Source organism: Arthrobacter livingstonensis (genome assembly GCF_003219815.1).
GTDB classification, from domain to species: Bacteria; Actinomycetota; Actinomycetes; order Actinomycetales; family Micrococcaceae; genus Specibacter; species Specibacter livingstonensis.
This window is the reverse complement of sequence record NZ_QJVD01000004.1, coordinates 96,968-121,761: the sequence shown is the minus strand read 5'-3', so window position 1 is coordinate 121,761 and position 24,794 is coordinate 96,968. Positions and strand designations below refer to the sequence as shown.

General features: G+C 66.2%; 22 protein-coding genes. 6 read left to right on the top strand and 16 right to left on the bottom strand.

Annotated features, from left to right (window positions below):
* Nucleotides 1-88: 88 nt before the first annotated feature.
* Both CVV68_RS05305 and clpS read right to left on the bottom strand, forming a co-directional pair.
* The gene (locus CVV68_RS05305) at nucleotides 89-655 is read right to left on the bottom strand and encodes a DUF2017 domain-containing protein (protein WP_110499966.1); all 567 of its coding nucleotides are present in this window, start codon (nucleotides 653-655) and stop codon (nucleotides 89-91) included.
* Entirely contained in the window at nucleotides 648-953 is a 306-nt protein-coding gene (gene clpS / locus CVV68_RS05300; RefSeq protein ID WP_110499965.1) for an ATP-dependent Clp protease adapter ClpS, read from the bottom strand. The genes CVV68_RS05305 and clpS overlap by 8 nt, the downstream gene beginning before the upstream one ends.
* Before the next feature lie 37 nt (nucleotides 954-990).
* Here clpS and CVV68_RS05295 point away from each other — a divergent pair, with 37 nt between their 5' ends.
* Entirely contained in the window at nucleotides 991-2,334 is a 1,344-nt protein-coding gene (locus tag CVV68_RS05295) for a nicotinate phosphoribosyltransferase (protein ID WP_211320728.1), read from the top strand.
* An 11-nt stretch (nucleotides 2,335-2,345) separates the two neighbouring features.
* Nucleotides 2,346-2,966: an isochorismatase family protein gene (locus tag CVV68_RS05290; protein ID WP_110499964.1), complete on the top strand. Its 621-nt coding sequence runs from the start codon at nucleotides 2,346-2,348 to the stop codon at nucleotides 2,964-2,966.
* A 559-nt stretch (nucleotides 2,967-3,525) separates the two neighbouring features.
* Here the strand turns inward: CVV68_RS05290 and CVV68_RS05285 are convergent.
* The 7 genes from CVV68_RS05285 to CVV68_RS05255 form a co-directional block, all read right to left on the bottom strand.
* Nucleotides 3,526-5,295 carry a DEAD/DEAH box helicase gene (locus CVV68_RS05285; protein ID WP_110499963.1) on the bottom strand — a complete coding sequence of 590 codons (1,770 nt, stop codon included), beginning with the start codon at nucleotides 5,293-5,295 and terminating at the stop codon, nucleotides 3,526-3,528.
* A gap of 112 nt (nucleotides 5,296-5,407) precedes the next feature.
* Nucleotides 5,408-5,731: a DUF3039 domain-containing protein gene (locus tag CVV68_RS05280; protein ID WP_110499962.1), complete on the bottom strand. Its 324-nt coding sequence runs from the start codon at nucleotides 5,729-5,731 to the stop codon at nucleotides 5,408-5,410.
* Between the two features lie 332 nt (nucleotides 5,732-6,063).
* On the bottom strand, nucleotides 6,064-6,846 hold the full coding sequence (nagB, locus tag CVV68_RS05275) for a glucosamine-6-phosphate deaminase (protein WP_110499961.1): 783 nt from the start codon (nucleotides 6,844-6,846) through the stop codon (nucleotides 6,064-6,066).
* A 169-nt stretch (nucleotides 6,847-7,015) separates the two neighbouring features.
* Entirely contained in the window at nucleotides 7,016-8,563 is a 1,548-nt protein-coding gene (locus CVV68_RS05270) for a transporter (protein ID WP_306415685.1), read from the bottom strand.
* 17 nt (nucleotides 8,564-8,580) lie between these two features.
* Entirely contained in the window at nucleotides 8,581-9,384 is an 804-nt protein-coding gene (locus tag CVV68_RS05265; RefSeq protein ID WP_170133092.1) for an ABC transporter ATP-binding protein, read from the bottom strand.
* Between the two features lie 61 nt (nucleotides 9,385-9,445).
* Nucleotides 9,446-10,393 (bottom strand): co-chaperone YbbN, encoded by a 948-nt coding sequence (locus CVV68_RS05260; RefSeq protein ID WP_110499958.1) that lies wholly within the window; start codon nucleotides 10,391-10,393, stop codon nucleotides 9,446-9,448.
* Between the two features lie 74 nt (nucleotides 10,394-10,467).
* Nucleotides 10,468-13,059 (bottom strand): hypothetical protein, encoded by a 2,592-nt coding sequence (locus CVV68_RS05255; protein ID WP_146238828.1) that lies wholly within the window; start codon nucleotides 13,057-13,059, stop codon nucleotides 10,468-10,470.
* Nucleotides 13,060-13,422: 363 nt separating this feature from the next.
* Between CVV68_RS05255 and CVV68_RS05250 the strand changes: the two genes are divergently transcribed.
* Complete coding sequence (locus CVV68_RS05250; protein WP_438502613.1) at nucleotides 13,423-14,703, top strand: AI-2E family transporter; 1,281 nt, start codon at nucleotides 13,423-13,425, stop codon at nucleotides 14,701-14,703.
* Nucleotides 14,704-14,869: 166 nt separating this feature from the next.
* Here the strand turns inward: CVV68_RS05250 and CVV68_RS05245 are convergent, their stop codons facing one another.
* Nucleotides 14,870-15,664 carry an alpha/beta hydrolase gene (locus tag CVV68_RS05245; protein ID WP_110499955.1) on the bottom strand — a complete coding sequence of 265 codons (795 nt, stop codon included), beginning with the start codon at nucleotides 15,662-15,664 and terminating at the stop codon, nucleotides 14,870-14,872.
* A 23-nt stretch (nucleotides 15,665-15,687) separates the two neighbouring features.
* Entirely contained in the window at nucleotides 15,688-16,026 is a 339-nt protein-coding gene (locus tag CVV68_RS05240) for an Rv1322 family protein (RefSeq protein ID WP_110499954.1), read from the bottom strand.
* A gap of 90 nt (nucleotides 16,027-16,116) precedes the next feature.
* Here CVV68_RS05240 and nucS point away from each other — a divergent pair, with 90 nt between their 5' ends.
* The 3 genes from nucS to CVV68_RS05225 all read left to right on the top strand — a co-directional run bounded on the left by nucS (nucleotide 16,117) and on the right by CVV68_RS05225 (nucleotide 18,440).
* Nucleotides 16,117-16,812 (top strand): endonuclease NucS, encoded by a 696-nt coding sequence (nucS, locus tag CVV68_RS05235; protein ID WP_110500073.1) that lies wholly within the window; start codon nucleotides 16,117-16,119, stop codon nucleotides 16,810-16,812.
* A 67-nt stretch (nucleotides 16,813-16,879) separates the two neighbouring features.
* Nucleotides 16,880-18,133: an N-acetylglucosamine-6-phosphate deacetylase gene (locus CVV68_RS05230; RefSeq protein WP_110499953.1), complete on the top strand. Its 1,254-nt coding sequence runs from the start codon at nucleotides 16,880-16,882 to the stop codon at nucleotides 18,131-18,133.
* Between the two features lie 103 nt (nucleotides 18,134-18,236).
* Entirely contained in the window at nucleotides 18,237-18,440 is a 204-nt protein-coding gene (locus CVV68_RS05225; protein WP_110499952.1) for a cold-shock protein, read from the top strand.
* Nucleotides 18,441-18,565: 125 nt separating this feature from the next.
* On the opposite strand, the gene CVV68_RS05220 is transcribed toward CVV68_RS05225, so the two are convergent.
* The 5 genes from CVV68_RS05220 to atpD all read right to left on the bottom strand — a co-directional run bounded on the left by CVV68_RS05220 (nucleotide 18,566) and on the right by atpD (nucleotide 24,786).
* On the bottom strand, nucleotides 18,566-21,130 hold the full coding sequence (locus tag CVV68_RS05220; RefSeq protein WP_110499951.1) for a DUF2156 domain-containing protein: 2,565 nt from the start codon (nucleotides 21,128-21,130) through the stop codon (nucleotides 18,566-18,568).
* The gene (locus CVV68_RS05215) at nucleotides 21,127-22,512 is read right to left on the bottom strand and encodes an alpha/beta hydrolase (protein WP_146238827.1); all 1,386 of its coding nucleotides are present in this window, start codon (nucleotides 22,510-22,512) and stop codon (nucleotides 21,127-21,129) included. Before CVV68_RS05215 ends, CVV68_RS05220 begins: the two co-directional genes overlap by 4 nt.
* Before the next feature lie 84 nt (nucleotides 22,513-22,596).
* Entirely contained in the window at nucleotides 22,597-23,028 is a 432-nt protein-coding gene (locus CVV68_RS05210) for a DUF2550 domain-containing protein (RefSeq protein ID WP_110499949.1), read from the bottom strand.
* Nucleotides 23,029-23,038: 10 nt separating this feature from the next.
* The gene (locus CVV68_RS05205; protein WP_110499948.1) at nucleotides 23,039-23,329 is read right to left on the bottom strand and encodes a F0F1 ATP synthase subunit epsilon; all 291 of its coding nucleotides are present in this window, start codon (nucleotides 23,327-23,329) and stop codon (nucleotides 23,039-23,041) included.
* Nucleotides 23,330-23,331: 2 nt separating this feature from the next.
* Nucleotides 23,332-24,786 carry a F0F1 ATP synthase subunit beta gene (gene atpD / locus CVV68_RS05200; protein WP_110499947.1) on the bottom strand — a complete coding sequence of 485 codons (1,455 nt, stop codon included), beginning with the start codon at nucleotides 24,784-24,786 and terminating at the stop codon, nucleotides 23,332-23,334.
* Nucleotides 24,787-24,794 lie beyond the last annotated feature (8 nt).

Genomic DNA, 24,794 nt, shown 5'->3' with positions numbered 1-24,794 from the left:
TCAGACTAGATGCAATGCCGGGCAGCCGGATACTTTTGGCCGCGTCTGTTTTGTCACAGGAGGCGCACATTCGGGCCGACACCGGAGCCTATTTGCCACTCTTCAGGCCCGCGAGCATGGCCTGGACGAGGCTTTCCTGCAGCCACGAGACAAAGTTGTAGACCAGCGAGAGGTAACTTTCGACGTCGTCCGCGTCACCCCAGTCCTGCACCTCGTGGACCCGTTCAGCGTCGTCCTCGTCCCGTATTTCCAGCCGCTGGGCCAGCACCAGCCGGACGTCGTTGAGGGCCATGGACCAGAGTCGCGCCGTTTCCGGGTCCAGGACCAGCTTTTCCTTGTCGAGGTCCAGGGAGGCCGCGCGCAGCGCCCCGATCTTCGTTTCCCGCAGCGAGCGTTCGGTGAGCTGGCGGAACTCAAGTGCGGAGCCGGCGTCGTCCTTCACGGCATCGGGCAGGAGGCGCAGAAGGGCGGGGTCGGTGGGCACGGTGACGTCCATGTCCAGGCCGATCAGCGCCGCGAGCGGGTCCTCGTGGGCGGGCCGGGCGGGTTCAAGCATGGTGATGATGTCCGCGAAGAGCTTGCGCAGGAGGTCGCGTTCGGCAGGTTCGAGGAAGCCGGCGATGCCGCGGCGGCCGGCGTTGAAGGCCTTAGCCACGTGCGCCGCCCTTCTGAACCGTTGCCCAGAGGCCAAAGCCGTGCATTGCCACTGCGTGGGCCTCCATCTTTTCCTTGGCCCCGCGGGCGACCGCCGACTTTCCCTCGGTGTGCACCTGCATCATCAATTCGGCGGCCTTCGCTTCGGAATAGCCAAAATAGCTTTGGAATACGTAACTGACATAGCTCATTAGATTCACGGGGTCATTCCACACAATCAACTCCCAGGGGATGTCAGGGGAGGCGAGTTCGTGCGTGGATAGGTCCCGATCCGTTTCCGGGGCTGTGCTGACACTCATGTGTCCATTCTAGTGTTGCCCCACTAAAGTAAATTCCGTGACTACTGCATCCGGCTGGGGACATCCCCGCACCTCCCTGTTCACGGACCACTACGAGCTCACCATGCTCCAGGCAGCCCTGCATTCCGGGGCCGCCCACCGCCGCAGCGTGTTCGAGGCCTTTGCCCGCAGGCTCCCGGACGGGCGCCGCTACGGGGTTGTGGGGGGCACGGGCCGGCTGCTGGAGGGGCTCGAGGAGTTCCGATTCGGCCCGGACGAGCTGAATTTTCTGGCGCAAAATGAGGTGGTCAACGACGAAACCCTGGCGTGGCTGGCCGACTTCAAGTTCTCCGGCAACATTTACGGTTACGCAGAGGGCGAACTGTATTTCCCGAATTCGCCAATCCTGACCATCGAATCCACCTTTGCTGAGGCCTGCATCCTGGAGACGTACGTGCTCTCCGTGCTGAACCACGACTCCGCCATCGCCTCCGCCGCGTCGCGCATGATCACCGCCGCCGGCTCCCGGCCCTGCATCGAAATGGGATCCCGCCGCACGCACGAGGAGTCCGCCGTGGCCGCCTCCCGCGCCGCCGTGATCGCCGGCTTCCACAGCACCTCCAACCTGGAATGCGGGCTGCGCTACGGCGTGCTGACCCAGGGCACAGCCGCCCATTCCTTCACCCTGCTGCATGACTCCGAGGAGGAGGCCTTCCGCGCCCAGGTCCAGTCCATGGGCGCCGGCACCACCCTCCTGGTGGACACGTACGACGTCGAAGCCGCCGTACGCAAGGCCGTCGCCATTGCGGGCCCCGGCCTGGGCGGCGTCCGCCTTGACTCGGGCGACCTCCTCGCCCAGGCGCACGACGTCCGGGCGCTGCTGGACTCGCTCGGCAACGTCAACACCCGCATCACCGTCACCTCCGACCTTGATGAATTTGCCATCGCCGCCCTGGCCGCCGCCCCCGTGGACTCCTACGGTGTGGGCACCTCCCTGGTCACCGGATCCGGCGCGCCCACCGCCTCGATGGTCTACAAGCTGGTCTCCCGCGAAGACGACGGCGGCCGGTTCATCCCTGTGGCCAAGGCTGCCAAGAACAAGGCCAGCGTGGGTGGCAAGAAGTTCGCCCTGCGCCGGCTCAACGGCCGCGGGCTGGCGACCGCCGAGGTGGTCGGCATTGGCGAAATGCCGGTCAATGACGGCAATGACCGCCCGCTGATCCAGGAGTTCATGCACGACGGCGTGACGATTCCCGGGTGGACCGGCCCGGAGGGTGTGCGCCGGGCCACCGAGCGCCACGCCGCCTCGATGGCGGAGCTGCCGGGCGCTGCCCGCCGGCTGCAGCGTGGCGACCCCGTCATCCCCACCGAATACATCCAGCCCTCGACAGTACGGAACTAAAGGAGCCACCCATGGCAAAGGCACTCATTATCGTGGACGTGCAGAACGATTTCTGCGAAGGCGGCTCGCTGGCCGTGGCGGGCGGGGCCGAGCTGGCGTCCGAGATCACCGAGCTCATCTCCGAGACCCTGGACTTTGATTTCATCGTTGCCACGCAGGACTGGCACATCGACCCGGGCAGCCACTTCTCCGACGCCCCGGATTTTGTCAACAGCTGGCCGGTGCACTGCCTGGCCGGGTCAAAGGGCGCCGCGCTGCACCGCAACCTGGACACGGAGGACATCGACGCATACTTCCGCAAAGGGAAGTATGACGCCGCCTACTCCGGTTTTGACGGGCTGCTGGCCCCGGAGGACGAGGTCATGGTTGGTGAGCGCGAGGCCCATGAGGCCGCCAATCCGGAGGACGGGGACGCCGCTGTCAGCTTGGACGACTGGCTGCGCGAAAACGACGTCGAGGACGTCGTGGTCGTGGGCATCGCCACGGACTTCTGTGTCCGGGCCACCGCACTGGACGCCGTCAATGCCGGCTACAACACCACAGTGCTGCGCGGCTTTGTGGCCGGTGTGGACGAAGACGCCAGCGAAGAAGCCCTCGACGAGCTCGTGGACGCGGGCGTGGAGGTCAAATAGCCCGTTCCCGGTGGTCGCTTCCGGCGCCGGCCCTGGTCACCTTCGGCGCAGGCCGGTGGACACCTCCGGCTGCGGACCGGCATCTTCTCGGCGACTTTCCGGCCACTCGGCCGCTGGCGGCCTCGGCCTCCCTGACGTCGCCTCCGAAGACACCGGATCCGCTGCCTCGAGAGACGCGTCTCTGTCGATTTGGGCCCCCGGCGCCGAGGGTTCGGCTGTGGCGACCCGGCGACTCAAGCAACCCGCCAGAACTGTACTACGGGCGGATCTACTCCCCGGAAAGCCGCCACAACAGTACTATGCCAAAGACCGTCCTCGACGGACTCGCGGATGCGGGCGTAGTGGTCCGATAGGCAGCGGGCGCAGCTCCGGGAACCTGACGCCGGAACAGGAGCCGGCATTTTTTGTAGGCAACGTAAAGGAGAGGCCAAAGGCCGCCCGCCGCCGACGCGTCGGATAGTCCCCAGGCGCTCCCACTGCTCGCAAGCTCGCAGCGGGGCCCTCGCTCCCGTGGGCCCCGCCGGAAAAATGCCGGGCCTGTGACGGCCCGCCGATTCCGCTATTTGCGCCCGACGAACCAGTCCTGGAGCTTCTTCAGGCGCTGCTGCAGCTGGGGCTCGTTGGCCTGGGCCACGGCGGGGCCACCGCAAACCCGTCGCAGTTCGCTGTGCACCATGCCGTGCGGCATGCCGGAGCGGGCGCTCCATGCGGAGACGTTCTTCGCCAGTTCGCCGCGCAGGTCCATGAGCATGCGGTGGTCCACCACGGCGGGGGCTTCCGGTTCCGGCGCCGCGGCAGCCTTGCCACGTCGGCGGGTCTGCTGGTCCGCCTGGCGTTGGCGCAGCAACACGCCCACCTGCTCGGCGTCGAGCAGCCCGGGGATGCCGAGGAAGTCCAGCTCGTCGTCACTGCCGATTTCACCGCCGGCACCGAATTCGCCGCCGTCGAACAGGACCCTGTCAAAGGACGCCTGGGACTCCAGCGCCTCAAACTTGAATTTCTCCAGCGTGTCGGAAGCCTTCTCCTCGCGGTTGGCCTCGTCCATTTCCTCGTCGTCCTGGAACCCGTCCGGGTCCTTGTCCGGTCGGTCCAGGGCATGGTCGCGTTCGAGCTCGAGCTGGTTGGCCAGCTCCATCAGGTTGGGCACGGACGGCAAAAAGATCGACGCCGTCTCCCCCCGCTTCCGGGCACGCACAAAACGGCCGACGGCCTGGGCGAAGAACAGCGGCGTCGCGGTAGAGGTGGCGTAAACGCCGACAGCCAGGCGGGGGACGTCGACGCCTTCGGACACCATGCGCACGGCCACCATCCAGCGCTTTTCACTGGCGGAAAACGAGTCGATCTTGTCGGAGGCCTTCGCGTCGTCGGACAGGATTACGGTGGGCGATTCACCGGTGATCTTCTTCAGCTGGCCGGCATAGGCCCGGGCGTCGTCGTGGTCTGTGGCAATGACCAGGCCACCGGCGTCGGGCACGGCGCGGCGCACCTCGGTGAGGCGCTTGTCTGCGGCTGCCAGCACGGCCGGAATCCACTCTCCGGCCGGGTTCAGCGCCGTGCGCCAAGCCTGTGAGGTGATGTCCTTGGTGACTGGGGCGCCGAGGGTTGCGGCCATCTCCTCGCCGGCGCTGGTGCGCCAACGCATCTGCCCCGAGTACGCCATGAACATGACGGGGCGCACCACATGGTCCTTAAGCGCCTCGCCGTAGCCATACGTGTAATCGGCCTTGGAACGGCGGATGCCGTCGCGGTCCTCCGCGTACTCCACAAACGGAATCGCGGCCGTGTCGGAACGGAACGGTGTCCCGGTCAGCCCCAGGCGGCGCGCCGCGGGGTCAAATGCCTCACGGATGCCGTCGCCCCAGGAAAGCGCGTCGCCACCGTGGTGGATCTCATCCATGATGACCAGCGTGCGGGCGGCTTCCGTCTTGGCCCGGTGCAGCAACGGCTTGCTGGCCACCTGCGCATAAGTGACGGCGACGCCAACGAATCCCCTGCCGTGGCGGCCGTCGGCGTTCTTGAAGTTCGGGTCAATCGAGATGCCCACCTTCGCCGCGGCATCCGCCCACTGGCGCTTCAGATGGTCGGTGGGCGTGACGATCGTGACGCGGTTGATGGTGCCGCGCGCAATCAGCTCCGTGGCAATGTGCAAGGCAAAGGTGGTCTTCCCGGCGCCCGGCGTTGCAACGGCCAAAAAGTCGCGGGGACTTTCGGAGAAGTACTTTTCCATCGCCTCGGTCTGCCAGGCGCGCAGCTTTTGCGCCGTGCCCCAGGCCGCCCGTTCCGGGTAGGCGGGAGGCAGCGACGGGCCACCAAACAATGTTTCCGTCACGAATTTCCCGCCATCAAATCACTTCTTCCATAAACGTCTCCCCCGCCGGGGCACGCCGCATCAAGGTACGGAACAGCACGGTGCCGCGCCCCTGAAACTGCTGTTAATGCTGCTACTTCTTGGGATTCTTTGGGCCTTTGCCCTTGCCGCCACTGGGGTTCATGCCCTCGTAAATGGCCTTGCAGTCAGGGCAGACGGGGAACTTGTGGGGGTCACGGCCCGGTGTCCACACCTTGCCGCACAGCGCCACCACGGGATCGCCGGTCAGGGCCGATTCCATGATCTTTTCCTTGCGCACATAGTGCGAGAACCGTTCGCTGTCGCCCGGTTCCACCTCCTGGCGCAGTTCCTCGCGTTCAATCACAGCGGTGGACCCGCCGGTTTGGCCGGGGCCGTGCATGGGAGCATTTTCGAAGGGGTCTGGTGGCAGGCTCATGACAACTATTCTAGCGTCTCTCCCCGGGCGACTCGCCGAGGCTTCCGCCCCGACGTGCGTCTGGGCCCTCGGCGGCGAGGGTTCCCTCACAAGCTTGCGAGTGGAGGGAGCCGCCGGGGGAAAATCTGACATCTCAACAAAAAAGAGTATGACGGCGGTGGGCGGGTCAGTCGCCTAAGCCGCCCACCGCCGTCGTCCCCAACCGCTCCCACTGCTCGCAAGTCCCCAACGGCTCCCACTGCTCGCAAGCTCGCAGCGGGTCCCTCGCGGTCGTGGGCCCACCCAACCGGCTGCCTCCCCGCTGTGCCACGGATGTGCTCCCGCAGGTGGAACTAGAGCCCCTGCCAGGCCGGCTTGTTGCCAAAGGCGTGGCGGTAGGAATCCGCGCCGGCCAGCCGGGTGGCGGCCGCCTCGTCGATGACGATGGTGACATGCGGATGGAACTGCAGCACGGAGGCCGGGCAGGCCGCGGAAACCGGCCCCTCCACGAAATCGCGGATGGCCTGGGCCTTGCCGGCGCCAACGGCGACCAGAACCACGTGCCGGGCGTCCATGATGGTCCCCAGTCCTTGGGTCACCACGTGGTGCGGTACCTGGTCGATGCTGTCGAAGAAGCGCGAATTGTCCTGGCGTGTCTGTTCCGCCAGGGTCTTGATGCGAGTCCGCGAGGCCAGCGAGGATCCGGGCTCGTTGAAGCCGATGTGCCCGTTGGTGCCGACACCGAGGATTTGCAGGTCCACGCCCCCCGCGGCCTTGATGGCTTCCTCGTAGGCGTGGCAGGCTCCGAGGATGTCCGCGGCGGTGCCGTCGGGGCCGTGCACGTTTTCCGCGGCGACGTCCACCCGGTTGGTGAACTCACGGCGGATCACCTCCCGGTAGGACTCAAAGTGTCCTGCAGGCAGGCCGACGTACTCGTCAAGCGCGAAGCCGTGGACCTGCGTGAAGCTCAGACCGGCCTCGTCGTGGCGCCGGGCCAGTTCGTCGTAGATGGGAAGCGGCGAGGAACCGGTGGCCAGTCCCAGGACGGCAGTTGGCTTGCTGCGGACCAGGTCCTCGATGGCGTCGGCGGCGAGAGCGCCGACTTCCTTGCTGCTGGGGAGGATGATGACCTCCATGAAACACGATCCTTTCACGGCACGGGAAGTGCCGGTGCTGCTGCGGGTGTGGAGTGCTGGCGCCGTCCGCAGCGCAACAGCACCCTGCCGGCGGCTCCCGCGGCTGCGGTGGACGGGCAGGGCACCATTGCCGGACGGAACAATTCGCCAGGCACCAGCCTATCGACTGTCAGCGGTCTGCCGAAACGGCCAGCAGCAGCTCCGGGGCACGCCTGTTGTACTGCCCCGCACCCATGCGAATGCCAGCCAGCAGCAGCGCCCCTCCCAGGACAACCCCCACGGCCAGGGAAATCCAGCCGAATAATGGCTGGTGGGTGGCGAGCGCAATAATGGTCAAAACCAGCTCCGGTACGATCAGCACGCCAACTCCGGCAAACCCTGCCAGCTGGACGAGCATGGCGGGGAAGTTGTTGCCGGGCCGTGACTTCATGGGGCTGTCACCCGGCAGCGGCGCATTCATCGTGAAGCGCGATGAGAAGACACTGGCCAGTCCCAGGGCACTGCCCACCACGCCGATGGTGAGTCCGAGGGTGGCCGGCAGCAGTGCCCAGGACCCGCCAATTCCGGCTCCCACCACGGCGTAAAGAACACCCAGTAACAGCCCCAGCGTCCCCGCGGCAAGCGCCCTTCCAGATCGGTCAGCGGTGCCGGAAACACCCGCAGCCAGATGCAGGGCAAAAGCAGTGTTGTCATAGGAGATGTCGGAGGAGATGCTCCATACGATAAGGAACGCCGCGAGTACTCCGCCCAGTCCCAGGGTGATTCCCAATGAGCCTGTCCCCGCGGCCTGGGATCCGGCAAAAACAAACACCAGGGGCAGGAGCGGAGCCATGATCAGGCCCGTGCCATAGCGCGGATCCCGGAACCAGTACGTCATGCTGCGCGCCGCAACGGCGCCCGTGGGGGTCGCCGCAAACAGCTTGAAAAAGCCCATGTGGCCGGCACTGCGGCGCGAACTCCCTGCGTAGGCGGGGGTGACGAGGGCCTTGGCCAGGCAGATCTTCCAGATCAAGGTGAGGGCCGCGACGGCCGCCAACGCAATGACCAGCTTCGCGCCGGCAAGCACCCAGTGCCCCGCCGCCACCTCGGCGGGGACGGCCCAGACAGCACCCAGCGGGGTCCATGACAAGGTGTTGGCCAGCGACGGCAGATACTCCTGCAGGTCCTGGATGCCGGCGGTGACGCCGGTGATGATCGGGCCAAGAAGGATCAGCGGCACCAGAAGGACCATGCCACTGAAGTCCTTGAATTTACGTGACGAGGCCAGGCTGGCACTGGCCGCCGTGATGGCGCGGGAAGCCACGATGCAGGTCAATGCCGCCAACGCGCCACAGAGCACCGCGACCAGTGCCGAGAGCGGATGCTGCCACCACGCGGCGGCCGTTCCCACTGTTGCCAGCAACGTCACGGCCCCGGGAACCCCGATGAAGCTGGACAGCGCCAGCCCAGCCAACAGCGACTTCATCGGGATGGAATACGTGGTGAAGCGCGCCGGATCAAGCGTCATGTCCAGCCCCGAAGCCACCACGGGGATGATGAGCCAACCCAGGAAAAGCGCTGATCCCGCCAGGACAATGACAGTCCCAATCGCCTCGGGACCCTGGGCGCCCAAAGCCACCAGGCCAACCATGACCATGGCAAGGATCCCCAATCCATAGAGCCCGCCGATGACCAATCCCACCACCTGCATGGTGCTGCGCCTAAGAGAGTTGCGCAACAGGGCAAGTTTGAGCCTTAGGAGGTGCGCAACCATTGCAACCCCGCAGTCTGGTTCCGGCCGCCGACCAGTTCAACAAACTTGTCTTCCAGGCTGAGCCCGCCCCTGACCTCGTCAACCGTCCCTGCAGCCAGCACGTTGCCGCCGGCAATGACTGCAACATGGTCACACATCCGCTGTACCAGGTCCATGACGTGGCTTGAGACAATCACGGTCCCGCCGGACTCAACATAGCTGTTCAAAATGTCCTTGATGTTGGCGGCCGAGACGGGGTCCACGGACTCAAACGGCTCGTCAAGAACCAGCAGCCGGGGCGCGTGGATAAGTGCTGACGCCAGGGCGATCTTCTTCGTCATCCCTGCGGAGTAGTCCACCACCAAAGTGCCGGCATCCTTCGCCAGGTCCAGTGTGGCCAGCAGGTCCTTGACCCGGTCCGCCACCGTGTCCTTGTCCATGCCGCGCAGCAACCCAGCATAAGTGACGAGCTGCTCGCCGGTCAGCCGGTCGAAGAGCCTGACGCCGTCAGGCAGCAGGCCCATGAGACGCTTGGCTTCCAGCGGACTCCCCCACACGTCAACCCCGTGCACCCACACCTGGCCGGCATCGGGGCGCAGGAGTCCGGTGGCCATGGACAGCGACGTGGTCTTGCCGGCGCCGTTGGGGCCCACAAGGCCGTAGAAGGAGCCGGCCGGGACATCCAGGAAAATGGAGTTGACGGCGACCTTGGACCCGAAGCGCTTGGCCAGACCGCGGATGGCCAGCGCGGGCGGGCGCTGGCCGGGCGCAGCCCGGTCGGACATTTGTGGCGAATTTTCACTCATGGCGCCACACTAACAATCCGCGGCACCTGAATTCACCATCCGAAAGGATGACTTCCGGAGGCTAGAACAGGGCGCGGGCCAAGGCCTGCCGGGACGTGGACACGCGGGGGTCGGAGGTGCCGACCACATCGTACAGTTCCAGCAGGCGCACCCTGGCGGTCTCGCGCTCGGGACCAAAGTGCAGGGAAATGTACTTCACCAGCCGGGAGAATGCATCCTCGACATGGCCGCCCGTGACATCAAGGTCGGCCACCGCAAGCTGGGCTTCAAGGTCGTCCGCATCACCGGCGGCACGGGTGCGCAGAGCGTCGGCCTGTGCCGTGTCCCACTCGGCGGTGCGGCGCATGAGGTGCACCTGCGCCAGCCCAACTTTGGCGTCGACGTCGTTCGGCTTCTCCGCCAGCGCCTTTTCGTAGGAGGCCTGCGCCGTGGACAGGTCCCCCGCCTCGATGGCGTCAAAGGCCGCCTGGTGCAGAGGCGGGAGGGGCGGAGCCTCGGCAGCGGCAGGATCGGCGTCGGGCGCGCCTCCCAGGTTGCCGGTGACGCCGTTGCTGGCGGCCACCTTGAGCAGCTCGTCCAGGAGGGACTTGATCTGCTCCTCCGGCATGTCACCCTCAAACAAGGGAACGGGCTGACCGTTGACCAATGCCACCACGGTGGGAATGGCGGTGACGCCAAAGGCCTGGGCAATTCCCGGACTGGTGTCCGCATCCACCCGGCCCATGGCGATCCTGCCCTGGAAGTCGTTCATCAGCTTCTCCAGCACGCCGTTGAGCACGGCCGATTGGTTGGACCGGCTGGAGCCCAGCGACACCACCACGGGCACCTTCTGGGACAAGCCAACAAACTCCTGGAAGCTTTGTTCGTTGACGTCCACCGCATAGGGGGACGCCGCGCCTGGCGCGCCAGCCGGGGCCGTGGCGCGGGCCTTCAACGCGGAAAGGTCGACGGCGCCGCGAAGGTTGATCCCGGGCGCGGGATTGGCAGGCATGGAACTGTTTTGGCTCATGGACCCACTCTAACTGTGCCGGGCCCGCGGCGTTTTGGATTCACGCCGCGGGCGAAACTGATGCGGTTGGCTGACTACTTGAACTTTGCCCCAACGAGGCTGCGGTTGGCGGAGATGATGCTGATTTGCCCCTTCGCCGACGCTGGCGGAATGTACATGACCACCGGCTCGGCGTAGTTGAGGACAAAGCCCTTGGTGGTCTCAGTCCCACCGGCGAACACTGCGGCGTCCGCGCCAATGGTCAAGGTTGCATCCGCCTTCGATGTGGCATCAATTCCGAAGGCGTTGCCCACCACCACCATGGCTCCGCCGTCGGCCGTGCGCATGGCCAGCGCGGACTTTAAGTCCGCGGTGTGGCTAAAGACGTAGCTGGCGTCCTTGGCATCCTTGAGCAGCTTCGCCTGGGTGTCCATGACGCTGGAGATGTACACACTTTCCTTGAAAGTGGACTTCCACTTGCTGTCCGCCTTGGTCAGCCGGTCACTCAAGGCCGCCATTGCATCCTTCGGGCTCATCTGCAGCCCGGTGGACGAATCCAGCGGAACGCTCGCAGAGCCGTCCTTATCCACCGTGGGGAACGTCTGGCCCGGAAGCAGCGGGGTGGCGTTGACCAGCTTGTAGTTTTCGCGGGCACTGGCCTGGACCAGCGTCAGCAGTTGCGGGAGGGCATTGCCGTCGCCCTTCGTGACAATCATGGCGGAACGGGGCCATGTGCCGTCAGTGGTCACCACCCTGGCAAGCAGCGGGGTCGCGTTGACGGGATCCATCGCCGCCTGCTTGGAGACTGTGGAGCGGATCTTGTAGTTGGCGGCACGCACCTGGAGCGCCATGCCGGCAACCCGCGATTGAAGTTCCTTGGAGTTCTTGGCGTTGTCCCCGGAGGTGACGACGGTGGACACTGCCGCGGCGATCCGCTGGACCTGGCTGTCCAGCAGCACTGGCAGTCCGGCGGTTGCCGCTTCGGTGGCGGTGGCCCCGGCCGTGCCGCTGGCGGTGGCGCCCGCTGAGCCACTGGCCGTGGATGAAGCGGTGGGGCCGGAGGCGGGAGTGGTGGGATCTGCGGCAACGGCCGGCCCCATGGTCCCGGCCACCAGCACGGCCGCCAGCGCCGCACCCCAGCGCACCTTTACCGGCACGCCGCGGCGCAGCTGAGGCTGCCACCCCGACGCGGATACGGCGGAGAATTCCTTCCGGTCGCCCTTGGACTTGCCCTTGGCAGCATCCTTCGCGGCATCCTTCGCGGCATCCTTCGCGGCATCCTTGGACCTGCCCTTGGCAGCATCCTTCGCAGTGTTCTTGGAATTGCCCTTAGCGTCGTCCGTCGACTTGGCGCTGCCCACACGCTTGGACTTGCCGTCCCTGGGCCGGTCAGCAACGCCGTCGTTCGTGGAGCCGGCACCGCCGCCGCCGTTCAAGTCGGCACCGTTCATGAAGTCGGTGCCGTTCGTGGAGTCGCCGCGGTCGTTCAAGTCGGTGCGGCCGTCCTTCCCGGAGATTTTGGTGGAGTCGGTGCTGGAGCCCTTCGCGGGATCCTGCCCGGCGCCGTCGCCCTCGGGCAATCCCTCACCGTTCGGCTGCCCGTCGTCGGCAGCAGTCGCTTTGCCTGCGCCGGCACGGCCGGACACGCCCGCCGGCACAGCAGTACCGTCCCTGGCGTCCGGCTCCTGACCGGAGGTGGATCCAGATTCGTTTCCGAGACCGGGAAGCGGAATTGCGGTTGTTGCAGTGCCGCTGGCGGTGTCGCCGGTGCCCAAAACTGCCTTGGGCAGCGCCGTGGCATGGTCGCTGTCGTTGGCTGCAGCGACCTTCGACGCACCGCCCTTCGACGCACCGGCGCCACCAGTGTCAGCGGCGTCAGCGGCCACTCCCCCCGTGCCCGTTCCGGCTTCCGCCCTGCGGGCAGCACGGCGGGCGTCCGCAATTGTGTCGGGCTTGGGTCCGGCAGCCTGGGCTGCGCGGTCTCTGGCAGCCTGCTCCCTCGCGGCGACGAGTTTGTCCACCTCCACCGCACCCGTGGCGGGGTCTGACGGCGCCCGCCCCGCGGACCGGCGTCCGGCCACAGCAGCATCGGGCTTGCGGGGCGCAATCCAGAACAGCAGGGCTGCCAACGCCAACAGCGCCGAACCGATGATCATCAGCGGCACAGCCCAGGGTGTTCCGGCGTCGTTGTCAGTGGTAAGGGAAATATCGGTGGGGGCCGCTGCCGTGCCGTCCGAGGACACCAGAAGGGCCCAGTCGCCATGTCCGGGGGCCTGCCACGTGTAGCTGAGCTCGCCCGTGCCCTTTTCCTCGCTGACCCACATATCCGATCCGGCCGGGTTGGGCACCTTCTTCGCACCGGTCTTGCTCTCCGTGGCCAGCGCAGTAAAGTCGCCGTTCACGCCCGTGACAGTGGTGTGCGCGGCGTCCCCAACCCAGCCGGTGACGTCGCGCTGCTGGGCCACGGCGAGCTGGATGGGCCCCTTGGCCTTGATGGTCATGGTGAAGTGCCCGTCCTTGGCCTTGAGCACCTCGGGTCCAATGACGGTCACGGGGGCCGGCGCCACAGTGCCCTCGACGCCGGCCGTGACGGTGGCGGGCGGTAGCCAAATGGTGCGCTGGCCGATCCCCAGACCGAGGACCACCAGGCCCAAAATGGCCAGGACAATTGCAATTTTGGAACGCAAGTACATACCTAACATCGGCGGAAAACTACTTCGATCGTCTGTTCAAGGGTAACCGAAACGTTACCTTCGCCCAGGTTTTGCGAGGAAACTCTCACTCTTCGTGATACGGCATTCCCTTCTTCGGCAGGCGGACACAAGCCCGGCGCCGCCGGGAAATTGCCGTCGCGGGCGGCGCCCGCTGATAATGTCAACACACCATCACCCATCGGGATGTGGGCCTGCACCCCGCTCCCCGGACACGTAAGGCAGCTTCCCTTGAGTTCTCCCCACGAATCCCACGCGCCGGAGCCGGACCCCGCATCCGGTGCTGCCGGGAAGAAGGACGACGCCGGGACGGATCCCGCCGCTGCCGGCGCCCGCCGGGTGCCGTCCCCCACATCCCCCACCACAGGGGTGGCCGCAGGGGCACCCCAGGAGGATCCGGCGTCGTCCCTGCCCGTAGGAGCCACCGTGGGACCTGGTGGATGGCGGGCCTGGGTGGGCAACAGGATCCGGCAGCCCCTGCCGGGGGCCCAGCCACGCGTCCGCTTCGCCCTGCCGTCGGAGTCCGTTGAGGCGCCCGACGGAACCATGGCGGCACGGGATGTGGCCGCTGCCCCGGCAGCGGGAATGTTCCGCCACCCCATCTATTTTGGCTTCATGGGCACCGTGGGCGTCGGCATCGCCCTGTTCCTGAACTACATCATGGCCAACACGTCCCAGCTGCTGCTGTGGATTGTCACGGCCTTGTTCATCTCACTGGGACTGGACCCTGTGGTCCGGTGGCTGGAGGGGCGCAAGGTTCCCCGGCCGCTCGGCATTGTCCTGACGCTGGTGGTGCTGCTGGGCGTCGTGGCGATCTTCTTTGCCACACTGATCCCGACGATCGTTGAACAGACCACGCAGCTGGCTACCAAGGCGCCGGTCTGGATCGGTGACTTCCTGAACTCCGATTTTTTCAAGCAGCTGGACGTCCAGTACCACGTGGTGGACACCATCAATGAACAGGTGGCCAAGTTCTTCCAAAACGCGCAGGCCGTGGGCGGCATCTTCGGCGGCGTGGTGGGCGTGGGCAGCACCATCGCCAACGGCCTGTTTGGCACGTTGATTGTGCTGGTGCTGAGCCTGTACTTCCTGGCGTCGATGCCCTCCATCAAGAAGTGGGGCTACCGCCTGGCGCCGCGCTCCCGCCGTGCCCGCGTGGAGGAGCTGAGCGAGGAAATCACCCGCGGCGTGGGCAACTACGTGATTGGGCAGGTTTGTGTTGCCGTGCTGAACGCAGCATTCGCGTTCATCGTCATGAGCATCCTGCACGTGCCCTTCAGCGTGCTGCTGGCTTTTGTGGTGGCGCTGCTGGCATTCATCCCCCTGGTCGGCGGCATGATTGCGGCCGTGGTGGTCATCGCCGTCAGCCTGACGGCTGGGTGGCAGACCGCCCTCATCTACGCCATCTGCTATTTTGCCTACCTGCAGTTTGAGGCGTACTTCATCTCCCCGCGCATCATGCAAAAGGCAGTGGCCGTGCCCGGGGCTGTCGCCGTCATTTCCGTCATTGCCGGCGGCAGCCTGCTTGGCGTCCTGGGCGCCCTGATCGCCATTCCGACCGCCGCGGCCGTGATGCTGCTGGTCAAGGAGGTGTTCATCGTCCGCCAGGACAAGATGTAGCGCCCAACTGCTGAAGGGGACGCCCCGCCGGGCCCCGAGTGTACGGCTGTGGCGGCCCCTTGTACGATTCGCGCCTTCGTGGATGATGAAACGGACTCTGGATCCCGATATATCAGGCTCAAATGTCCTTATCGTCATCCGGGTCAGGCCCGACCACCGGAACCTGCTACGCCGACGGCGCCGTTGCCACGGGGCCATGCCACTCGGCGGCCAGTTCCATCCGCTGCCCCAGCACGGTTGAGGCAATCTCGTTCAACGCCCGGGCCGCGTATTTTTCGCCGACCCACAGGTGCTTCGCCCCGGCAACGGCCACCAGGCGGGCCTGCGGCAGTTGCGCAAAGCGTTCCCGCGCGGCGTCCGGCCGCAGGTAATCGTCGAATTCGGGCACCAGGACGGACACTGGCTTGCCCGCGGCGGCCCAGGCGGCCACGTCCGTCTCCCCGGCCCGGTGCAGCGGCGGCGAGAGTAGCACCGCACCCTCCACTTGGGCGGCCACAGGATCAAGGGCACCGTACTTGAGCACCAGTTCCGTGCCGAAGGACCAGCCCACCAGCCACCGATTCGGCAGCCCGCGATCCACGGCAAACCGCACGGCGGCCTCCAGGTCCAGGCGCTCCCCCACACCCTCGTCAAACGCCCCGCCGCTGGTGCCGCGCGGCGACGATGTCCCCCGCGTGTTGAATCGCAGCACCGCAATCCCGGCCAGCGCGGGCAGGCGGTAGGACGCCTTCTTAAACACGTGCGAATCCATGAATCCGCCGTGGGTGGGCAGCGGGTGAAGTGTGATGAGCGTTGCCCGGACCACCCCGTCGGCCGGCAGGGCCAGCTCACCCACCAGGGTCAGCCCGTCCGACGTTGTCAGTTCAATGTTCTCGCGCACGGCGGGCAGGACGGTGGCCGCACGGATGGCAACGGGCGCGCGTGTGTCGGCAAAGTCAAGTGTTCCGGGATCAAATACCATGCCCCCCAGCCTATCGACACCCGCTACCTGTACCGGTAGCTGCGCCCGCGCCAGCAGTTGGTGTGCCAGTGGCGGCGGTCGCGCAATCCGGCCTCGGCGCCGAACATGGCGTCCTCCTGCCACACCACCAGGTGGGCCACGCCGGGCTGGACAAGATGGTGGCAGCCCGGGCAGGTGTACACCTTTTGCGCGTTCCGTGCCGTGATGGTCCGCACCGCCCATTCGCCGTCGGGGGCTGACTCGCGCTGCGGCACGCCCAGCCGCGCCCGGTCCAGTTCCAGCCCTTCTTCCACCGGTTGCCCGCTGTTCTTCCCGCCGGCTAGTTGCGTACGACGGCGGCGCGGGTGGTTTGAGCGGGGCATGCCACAATTGTGCCGCACGGGTGCCGGTGGAGCCCAAACGCGCAGGCGTGCACGAATGAGCAGGCACCAACACCGGCTATTGTGGAGGGCGTGCGTTTAGTGATTGCCAAGTGCTCCGTCGACTACGTCGGACGCCTCAAAGCCCATCTTCCCCTGGCTGTCCGCCTCCTGCTGGTCAAGGCGGACGGATCCGTGCTGGTCCATTCCGACGGCGGCTCCTACAAGCCGCTGAACTGGATGAGCCCGCCTGCCACGCTGCGCACCGTCGCCGCCGCGGACAGCGAGCTTGAGGAGGGGGTGGTGGAACAGTGGATTGTGCAGTCCACGAAACAGGACGACAAGCTGATCATCAACATCTACGAGCATGTCCACGAGTCCAGCCACGACCTTGGCACGGACCCCGGCCTGATCAAGGACGGGGTGGAGGCTGACCTGCAGCGGCTGCTCGCGGCCCAGATCGAATTGCTGGGCAGCGGCTTCACCCTGGTTCGCCGCGAGTACTTCACGGCCATCGGGCCCGTGGACATCCTGGCCCGGGATGCCAACGGCGCCGCCGTGGCCATCGAACTCAAGCGCCGCGGTGACATTGACGGTGTCGAACAGCTCACCCGTTATTTGGAACTGCTCAACCGGGACCCGCTCCTGGCACCTGTGCGCGGCATCTTTGCCGCCCAGCAGATCAAGCCCCAGGCCCGCGTCCTCGCGGCGGACCGCGGCATTGAGTGCCTCACGCTCGACTACGACACCATGCGCGGCGTGGACGACAGCGCCTCGCGACTTTTCTAGGCGATCGGCCGCCTGGCCTGGTCAGGGCCTGGTCTGGATGGAGGCCGGGCTGGATAGACTTGGTGGCATGACTGATCCCAACGCTGCGCCCGGGCCGGCCGAGCCCGCCAAGACCTTGATTCTCGGTCCCATCGTCACCGACCATGGCCTGGTGGAAGACGGGCTGCTCGCCGTTGAAGGTGACCGCATCGTCTACTCCGGCCGGGCGGACCACTTTGACGAGCCCGGCTTTACGTCCGCCGACTTGGACCCGGCCAATCTCATCACCCTCCCGGCCGGGCACCGCGTCATCCCGGGCCTGGTGGACATCCACAACCACGGCGGCAACGGCGGCGACTTCCCCAGCGGCGACGAGGCCTCGGCCCGCACGGCTGTGGAGTTCCTGCACCGTGCCGGCACCACCACGCTCCTGGCCAGCATGGTCACCGCCTCGGCGGAAGACCTCCTCAAGGGGATCGGCGTCTACGCAAAAATGACCGGCGAGGGCCTGCTGGCCGGCATTCACCTGGAGGGCCCGTTCCTTTCCCACGCCCGCTGCGGCGCCCAGAACCCCGCGTTCCTGCTCGATCCGGATCTGGTGCTGGCGGCCGCGCTGATCGAGGCGGGCCAGGGCGCCATCGCCACCATGACCTATGCCCCCGAGCTGCCGGGCGCCGCCGAGCTGGTGGACCTGCTGACCGCCCACGGCGTCACCCCGTCCGTGGGCCACACCGATTGCGACAGCGCCACGGCGGCGGAATCCCTCGCCCAAGCCCGTGACGGCCTTGATTCCACCGGGTTCGACGGCGTCTCCGGGCGTCCCACCGTCACGCACCTTTTTAACGGGATGCCTCCCATGCACCACCGGTCCCCGGGCCCTGTGGCGGCCTGCCTGCGGGCGGCGAAGGCCGGCCACGCCGCCGTCGAGCTCGTGGCCGACAACACCCACCTGGACCCGGAAACGGTCAAGACCGTGTTCTCCCTGGTGGGCGCCGCCAACATCGCGCTGGTCACCGATTCCATGGCTGCCGCCGGCCTGGCCGACGGCCAGTACATGCTGGGCCCCTCCCCCGTCACGGTCGCCGGCGGCGTCGCCACCCTGGACGCCACCGGGTCCATTGCCGGCGGCACCGCAACCCTGCTGGACGTGGTGCGCCGCACCGTGGGGGCCGGGGTCAAGTTCACGGATGCACTGCTTTCGGCAACTGTGGTCCCCGCCGAGGTGCTGGGCCTGACGGACGAATTGGGCTCCCTGCGCCGCGGACTGCGCGCCGACGCCCTGATTGTCGCCGACGGTTTGGAACTGCAGCGCGTCATGCGCGCCGGCGAGTGGCTGAACTAGTTAATAACCATGTAAAGAATGTTTGTTTTCGTTGACCTATATATGTGATGCTTGCCATGCTAAGTGCTGTCTTGCATTAGCAGTACATTTATGAGGAGAAACAATGGCACAGGGAACCGTCAAGTGGTTCAACGCTGAAAAGGGCTTCGGCTTTATCACCCCGGACAATGCCGAAGGTGATGTATTCGTCCACTATTCGGAAATTCAGGGCGGCGGATTTAAGACGCTCGAGGAAAATGCACGCGTCGAATTTGAGGTCGGCCAGGGCAACAAGGGTCCGCAGGCCACCGGAGTGACCGCGCTGTAGCGACGCCCAAGGGAATCGTGAGGAGGCCCCCGGCATTGATGCCGGGGGCCTCCTCGTGCGGCGCGCGGATCCGGGGCCGTACCTGAGCCCGTGCCCGGCACCCCGTGCCCGCGATCCGTGTCCGGCTACGCCTTGCGCAGGAGCCGCGTCAGCTCGCGGACGGAAACATTGGGCATATAGGCCTCTCCCACGGCCCGACCGATCACCGGCAGCGAAAACGGATCCTGGTACGCCATGTACAGCGTCCGGTGCCGGGGCTGGAAGCGCTTCTTGAAGTTGGCCAGCGAGGCGAAGCCGTATACAGGCTCCAGGGTCCGGCCCAGGACGGCGAGAATCCGCTCCATGGAGGTGCCTTCCAGCGCCGCGAGTGGATGCACGTCCGTCTGAGCCTGTTCCCCGGCGCTCCCGGCGGCCCCGTCGCCGCCAGTTTCAGGCACCGTGCCACCGCCCGGCCCCGGCCCAGTCCCGGTTCCTTCGACGGACAAGGGTGAGCCGGACAGGGAAATGTACTCCACCTGGTCACGGAAGTGCAGCACCGCCTCGGCGATAAGGAACTCCATGACGCCCTTGAAGGCGTCGTCGTTGCGGCGCATGAAGTCCAGCGTCCAGCTCGCCACGTCGCCGTGGGCAAAGACGGGCAGCCAGCTGGTCACCCCGTGGACGCGGCCGGTGGCATCGACGGCAAGGCAGATCTGGACGTCGTCGTCCTTGAGTTCGGCCACCCCGCCCAGCGTGAATCCCAATTCCGGCAGCGCCCGCCCGGACACCCATTCCTCGGAGATCTCATGGATCTGGGTCCGCAGCCCGGTGCTCAGGGTGGAATATTTGTGCCATGTTGCATGCACCTGAAGTTTGGCGGCCTTGTTCAGCGCCGTACGCACGTTTTGCCATTCCTTGCCCTTGAATTCCATGGACTGGATGTCCAGAAGAGTTTCCGTGGCCACCGCGGCCCGATGGAAGCCGCGGCTGCGCAGGCTCGCCCAGCATTCATCGGTAAGTGAATAAAAGCACGGGGTGATCGACTGCTCGGCACAGTGATCAATGAACTCGTTGACGGCGCCGGGATAGTCCGCGGGCTCGCCCAGGGGGCCGCCCACCGTCACAGCCACGCCAAAGTGCAGCTGGAAGGCGAACCCCGCCGTCCCGGTGGAATTGAACCAGTACTGGTTGCCCGGCCACAGTGCCATCCAGGACAGCGAGTCCCCGCCGCGGCGCACCAGCGACGCGGCAGCGGCCCTGTCCAACCCCGCCGGTCCGGTCACCACGCGGCGGCTCAGGAACAGCACCAGCACGGCCACCACGCTGGCTGTCCACAACACGGCCCCGCCCAGGCTGAACAGCAGGGTGGTGAAGAAGCCATGGGGGTAGACCGCGGCGCCGTAGCCAAACGGGAACGGATAGGGCAGCAGCACCCGCGGCAGGCTGGCGAAAAGCCCGATGAAACCGTATTCGCCCTGCTCGTTGCCCTCGGCGTACCAGGCCACCCCATAGAGCACCACGAACCCTGCCAGCAGCAGCGGCAGCAACACGGATGCCCGCCGGCGCAGTACGGGGTTGGGGTCGATATGAAAGTGGCGTCTCCGTGCCACCAGGACGGCGGCAATGATGAACGGCACCAGCACCACCGGCAGGATCTCCCACATGGAACTGTTGATGCTCAGGACGCGGCGGCCGCGCAGCAGCGGGAGGCCGAACCCGGCAAACACCTGCAGGTAGAACCCGGACATGACGCCAATTACCAGGTGCAGGTAGACGGCCATCCACAGCGCCAGCCGGTTGCCCCGCCGCAGCCCTTCGGCACACGCCAGGAGAAGGAGCATCGGGGCAAGCGCCAGCAGGTGCCCGCCCGGCCCCCACAATCCCATGCCGTGCCCCAACCCCCGGCAGGACTCCTCCAGGGGCGCGCAGGCCGCCTGCAGCTGGCCGATGCTGGGCACCGGGTTGACCACCAGGTTGCGCAGTCCTGCCAGCGGACCCACCGGAATGTGGGCCACGGCCGCCATGAGCGGCCCCACGGCAAACACGGCCACCACAATGGCCAGATTGGTCCGTGTTTCGCGGCTTGTGGAACGTGTGATGTAGGAGGGCGTCCGTGCCGGGAACATGGCGATGCCAAGCACCAGGCCCGCGAGTGCACCCAGCAGGATAAACAGGTTTTGGGCGTGCCCCACGTAAAGGGTCAGCATCAGCGCGATGGCGAGCGTGAGGGACCGCACCCGGCGCCGCCACATGACGCTGATCAGCCGGCTGGCGGCCATGAGGGCACCCGCCGACGCGGCAAACGGTCCCATCAGCGTGGCCTGGCGCATGCCGCCAAGCCATTCGATGCCCACAGCGCCACCCACCAGCACGACGCCGGTGAACACGACGGCAGCCGCCAGCTGGCAGGAGAAGAACACCACGGCCGTCCGCCATGAACCGATGGTCGATTCAGCCAGTCCCAGGACGCCCGTCAGCACGGCCACCGCAGCCAGGAGCCCCACGGGCCCCGGTGCCAGGAACAAGGTGGTCACAAAGGACCACCACTGGCCTGTGACCAGGTCCGTCGCTTGCAGGCCCGCGGATCCGGCCGCGGCCCGCGGCAGCGGATGCAGGAACGTCCGGGTGCCGACGACCACCAGGACCGTGGCGGCCAACAGGGCCAGGGTGAAGGGCATCCGCCGCACCCAGCCCGTGAGCGAGGCGGTCATTGCAGCCCCAGCCGCGCCCCCATGAAGCTGAAGGCGGACGGCAGCGCCTCCGTCACCATGGTCCAGGAGTGGCCGCCGGGAAACGTGGTGCGTTCCAGGGTCATGCCGGCCCTGCGGCCGGCGGCATCCAGCACCTCGGCGTTGTGCGTGTACACGGCGTCTTGGGCGCCGCTCGCGAACCAGCCGTGGATTTCCGGGTAGCTGTGACGGTCCATCAGCGTCATGGGGACCACCGCGTTGAAGGCCGCGGTGTTGCCGTTGAATGCCCGCTGGACGGTCACGGCGCGGTTGGCTGTCAGGGCCGGCTCACGTTCCGCGGAGATGGCCGCAAAGGTCCTGTACACATCTGGGTGCCGGGTCACCATCTGCATGGCGCAGGTGCCCCCGTAGGAGAACCCGGCCACGGCCCAGTGCCGGTGGTTGGTGTCCACGTTCAAAGTATCCGCAATCCACCTCGGTACGTCCACGGCCATGTACGTGTCCACCCGGCCCAGGGCCGAGTTCATGCACATGGTGTTTGCTTCCTGGCTGCCGTTGGCGTCCGGCATGACCACCACGGGCGCCAGGCCGCGGTGGCCCTTGGCGTAGGTGTCCAGGGTCTGGCCCAGGTGGCCGGACAGCAGCCAGTTTTGCGGGGAGCCGGGCTGCCCGGTGACCAGCACCACCACGGGAAGCACGGGCGCGTGGGGGGTGAAGTAGGCCGGTGGCAGGTAAACCACTGCCGGCCGGGCATGAAAGCCGGAGGCCTTGCCGGGGATGGAAACCTGGCGGAACTCCCCGGCCGCCTGCATCCGCTTCGGCGGGACCCAGCCGTCCTTCACCGGCAGCAGCCGGAAACGGTCGGCATCCTTTTTCTGCAGGAAGTGCGGGATGCCCTGGGCCAGTGCGGGATCGCCATGTATCAGGCTGCCCACCGTGGGGTACTCGCCAAAGTACACATTGACCTGTACGGCGCTGACGGCCACCACGACCACCGCGGCGGCCACCGCCATCAAAACCTTCAGCGGGGAGGCAGCGCGCGCCGTGCGCGCGGAACCATGGCGCCGCCCATCCCGCGGCCTTGGCCTGCGGCGGGCCAGGCTGCCCAGCCCAAGCACCGCCGTCGCACTTCCCAGAACCAGGCCCCAGAGGCCAAATCCCACACACACAATCACGGTGGCGGGAAGGTCCTCGGGCCACCAGTACCAGACATGGATGACGGCCCAGCCGGCCAGCATGGCCGCCGCGCCCGATGCCAGGGCACTGAGCACACAGAACAGCCACCAGCGGCGTGAACGGTGCAGGAGCAGGAACGCCAGCGCCACGGCGCCCAGGCCCAGCGCTGCAGCGGGAAGCCATCCGGAGGCCAGGCCCAAGCCATAGAACCACGTCAACACATGCACTTTTCTGCCCTTTTCCGCCGGTCCCGCCTTTTGTCTCGGGCAACAATGTGATGGTAGCGGGAAATGCTGGGAGCGCGCTGGAACCTAGCGCCAGGTGCCGATGCCCACCACGGGTCCGGCTTCGAGCCACGAGGACAGCCCGGTGTAGGCGCCAAATTTCATGGCCAGCAGCACTTCCTCGCCCTTGTAGGACAAGGTGACAATCACGACGTCGGGCGGCACCTGGGTCAGTTCGCCCTCGGTGGGCTTGCGGCGGCCCAGCAGCTCAATGGAGCTGCGCACCATCTTCCGGTGTGGAAGCGGGCTTAACGAAAGAAGCCGGAACCATTCAAGGTCCGACTCCTGATAACGACAAACCCCCATCTGCCAGCGGTTGTTCGCTGTGCAAATGGAGGCGTCTACGGTGCCCAGGGCGCGCCGCAGTTGAAAGCGGCGCACCCCAAACAGGCACAGTGTAATAACGACCAGCAGGAACATCCCTGCCAGGACGATGAACGGGATACCAAGTTCGTTCATCAATTGATTGCTAGTGGATCCCTGCGTTTGACGCTGCGCCGTCTTGCAACTGCGCGTTGTCGGCAACGATCACCACCCGGTCATTGTCGACCGAGAAGAAGCCGCCGTCGACGGTGACCGCCAAGCGGCTGCCGTTGACGGGCTCGATGGCCAGCTCGCCTTCTGCCAAAATGGCCAGCAGGGGCGAGTGGCCCGGGAGGATGCCGATTTCGCCGTCGGACGTGCGTGCCTTGACCATCTTCGCCGCACCGGCCCACACGTGGTGGTCCGCCGCTACGATTTCAACTTCCAGTTCGGCCATGGTTACTTGGTCGATTCCTGGATCTTGGCCCACTGGCGTTCGACGTCGTCCAAGCCGCCAATGTTGAAGAACGCCTGCTCTGCGATGTGGTCGACGTCGCCGTTGCAGATCGCGTTGAAGCCTTCGATGGTGTCCTTGATGGCAACCGTCGAGCCGTCAACGCCGGTGAACTGCTTGGCAGTGTAGGTGTTCTGCGACAGGAACTGCTGGATGCGGCGTGCCCGCGAAACAACAATCTTGTCTTCCTCGCCCAGCTCGTCGATGCCAAGGATGGCGATGATGTCCTGCAGTTCCTTGTTCTTCTGAAGGATCTGCTTGACCCGCACCGCGGTGTCGTAGTGCGCCTGGCCGACGTACTGCGGGTCAAGGATGCGCGACGTGGACGTCAGCGGATCAATGGCCGGGTACAGTCCGCGGGAAGCAATTTCACGGGAAAGTTCCGTGGTGGCATCCAGGTGGGCGAACGTCGCGGCCGGGGCCGGGTCGGTGTAGTCATCAGCAGGAACGTAGACGGCCTGCATCGAGGTGATCGAGTGGCCCCTGGTCGAGGTGATGCGCTCCTGCAGGAGGCCCATCTCATCGGCGAGGTTCGGCTGGTAGCCCACGGCCGAGGGCATGCGGCCCAACAGCGTGGAAACTTCCGAACCGGCCTGGGTGAAGCGGAAGATGTTGTCAATGAAGAGCAACACGTCCTGGTTCTGCACATCGCGGAAGTACTCCGCCATGGTCAGGGCGGACAGTGCCACCCGCAGGCGCGTTCCCGGCGGCTCATCCATCTGGCCGAACACAAGGGCCGTGTCCTTCAGGACGCCGGCTTCTTCCATTTCAACCCAGAGGTCGTTGCCTTCACGGGTACGCTCGCCCACACCGGCGAACACGGACGTACCACCGAAGTTGCGGGCAACTCGGGTGATCATTTCCTGGATCAGGACGGTCTTGCCGACACCGGCACCACCGAACAGACCAATCTTTCCACCCTGGATGTAGGGGGTCAGCAGGTCAATGGACTTGATGCCGGTCTCGAGCATCTGGGTCGAGCCCTCGAGGCTGGCGAACGCCGGGGGCTTGCGGTGGATGGGCCACCGCTCGGTGATGTTCAGTTCCGACTCCGCAATGTCCAGGGGCTGGCCCAGGACATTGAAGATGTGGCCCTTGACGACGTCGCCGACGGGGACGGAGATGGGTCCGCCCAAGTCCTGCACGCTGGTGCCGCGGACAAGTCCGTCGGTGGCCTGCAGGGAGATGGCGCGGACCAGGTTGTCACCCAGGTGAAGCGCCGTCTCGAAGGTGATGGTGCGGGTCACTCCGGCGAGCGTGAGCTCGGCTTCGAGTGCGTTGTAGATACCGGGGATGGAGCCCGCGGGGAATTCGATGTCAACGACGGGGCCAATGACACGCGCAATGCGTCCAACGGCACCAGCCTTGGCGGCTACCTGCTCTGTAGTGGTGGCAGTCATCTCTCTCA

Bases quoted from the DNA above. Each gene is read 5' to 3' on its own strand.
- atpD (WP_110499947.1), bottom strand. From the start codon at position 24,786: ATGACTGCCACCACTACAGAGCAGGTAGCCGCCAAGGCTGGTGCCGTT.
- CVV68_RS05280 (WP_110499962.1), bottom strand. From the start codon at position 5,731: ATGAGCCTGCCACCAGACCCCTTCGAAAATGCTCCCATGCACGGCCCC.
- CVV68_RS05290 (WP_110499964.1), top strand. From the start codon at position 2,346: ATGGCAAAGGCACTCATTATCGTGGACGTGCAGAACGATTTCTGCGAA.
- CVV68_RS05260 (WP_110499958.1), bottom strand. From the start codon at position 10,393: ATGAGCCAAAACAGTTCCATGCCTGCCAATCCCGCGCCCGGGATCAAC.
- clpS (WP_110499965.1), bottom strand. From the start codon at position 953: ATGAGTGTCAGCACAGCCCCGGAAACGGATCGGGACCTATCCACGCAC.
- CVV68_RS05230 (WP_110499953.1), top strand. From the start codon at position 16,880: ATGACTGATCCCAACGCTGCGCCCGGGCCGGCCGAGCCCGCCAAGACC.
- CVV68_RS05225 (WP_110499952.1), top strand. From the start codon at position 18,237: ATGGCACAGGGAACCGTCAAGTGGTTCAACGCTGAAAAGGGCTTCGGC.
- nagB (WP_110499961.1), bottom strand. From the start codon at position 6,846: ATGGAGGTCATCATCCTCCCCAGCAGCAAGGAAGTCGGCGCTCTCGCC.
- CVV68_RS05265 (WP_170133092.1), bottom strand. From the start codon at position 9,384: ATGAGTGAAAATTCGCCACAAATGTCCGACCGGGCTGCGCCCGGCCAG.
- CVV68_RS05240 (WP_110499954.1), bottom strand. From the start codon at position 16,026: ATGCCCCGCTCAAACCACCCGCGCCGCCGTCGTACGCAACTAGCCGGC.
- CVV68_RS05205 (WP_110499948.1), bottom strand. From the start codon at position 23,329: ATGGCCGAACTGGAAGTTGAAATCGTAGCGGCGGACCACCACGTGTGG.
- CVV68_RS05210 (WP_110499949.1), bottom strand. From the start codon at position 23,028: ATGAACGAACTTGGTATCCCGTTCATCGTCCTGGCAGGGATGTTCCTG.
- CVV68_RS05245 (WP_110499955.1), bottom strand. From the start codon at position 15,664: ATGGTATTTGATCCCGGAACACTTGACTTTGCCGACACACGCGCGCCC.
- CVV68_RS05220 (WP_110499951.1), bottom strand. From the start codon at position 21,130: ATGACCGCCTCGCTCACGGGCTGGGTGCGGCGGATGCCCTTCACCCTG.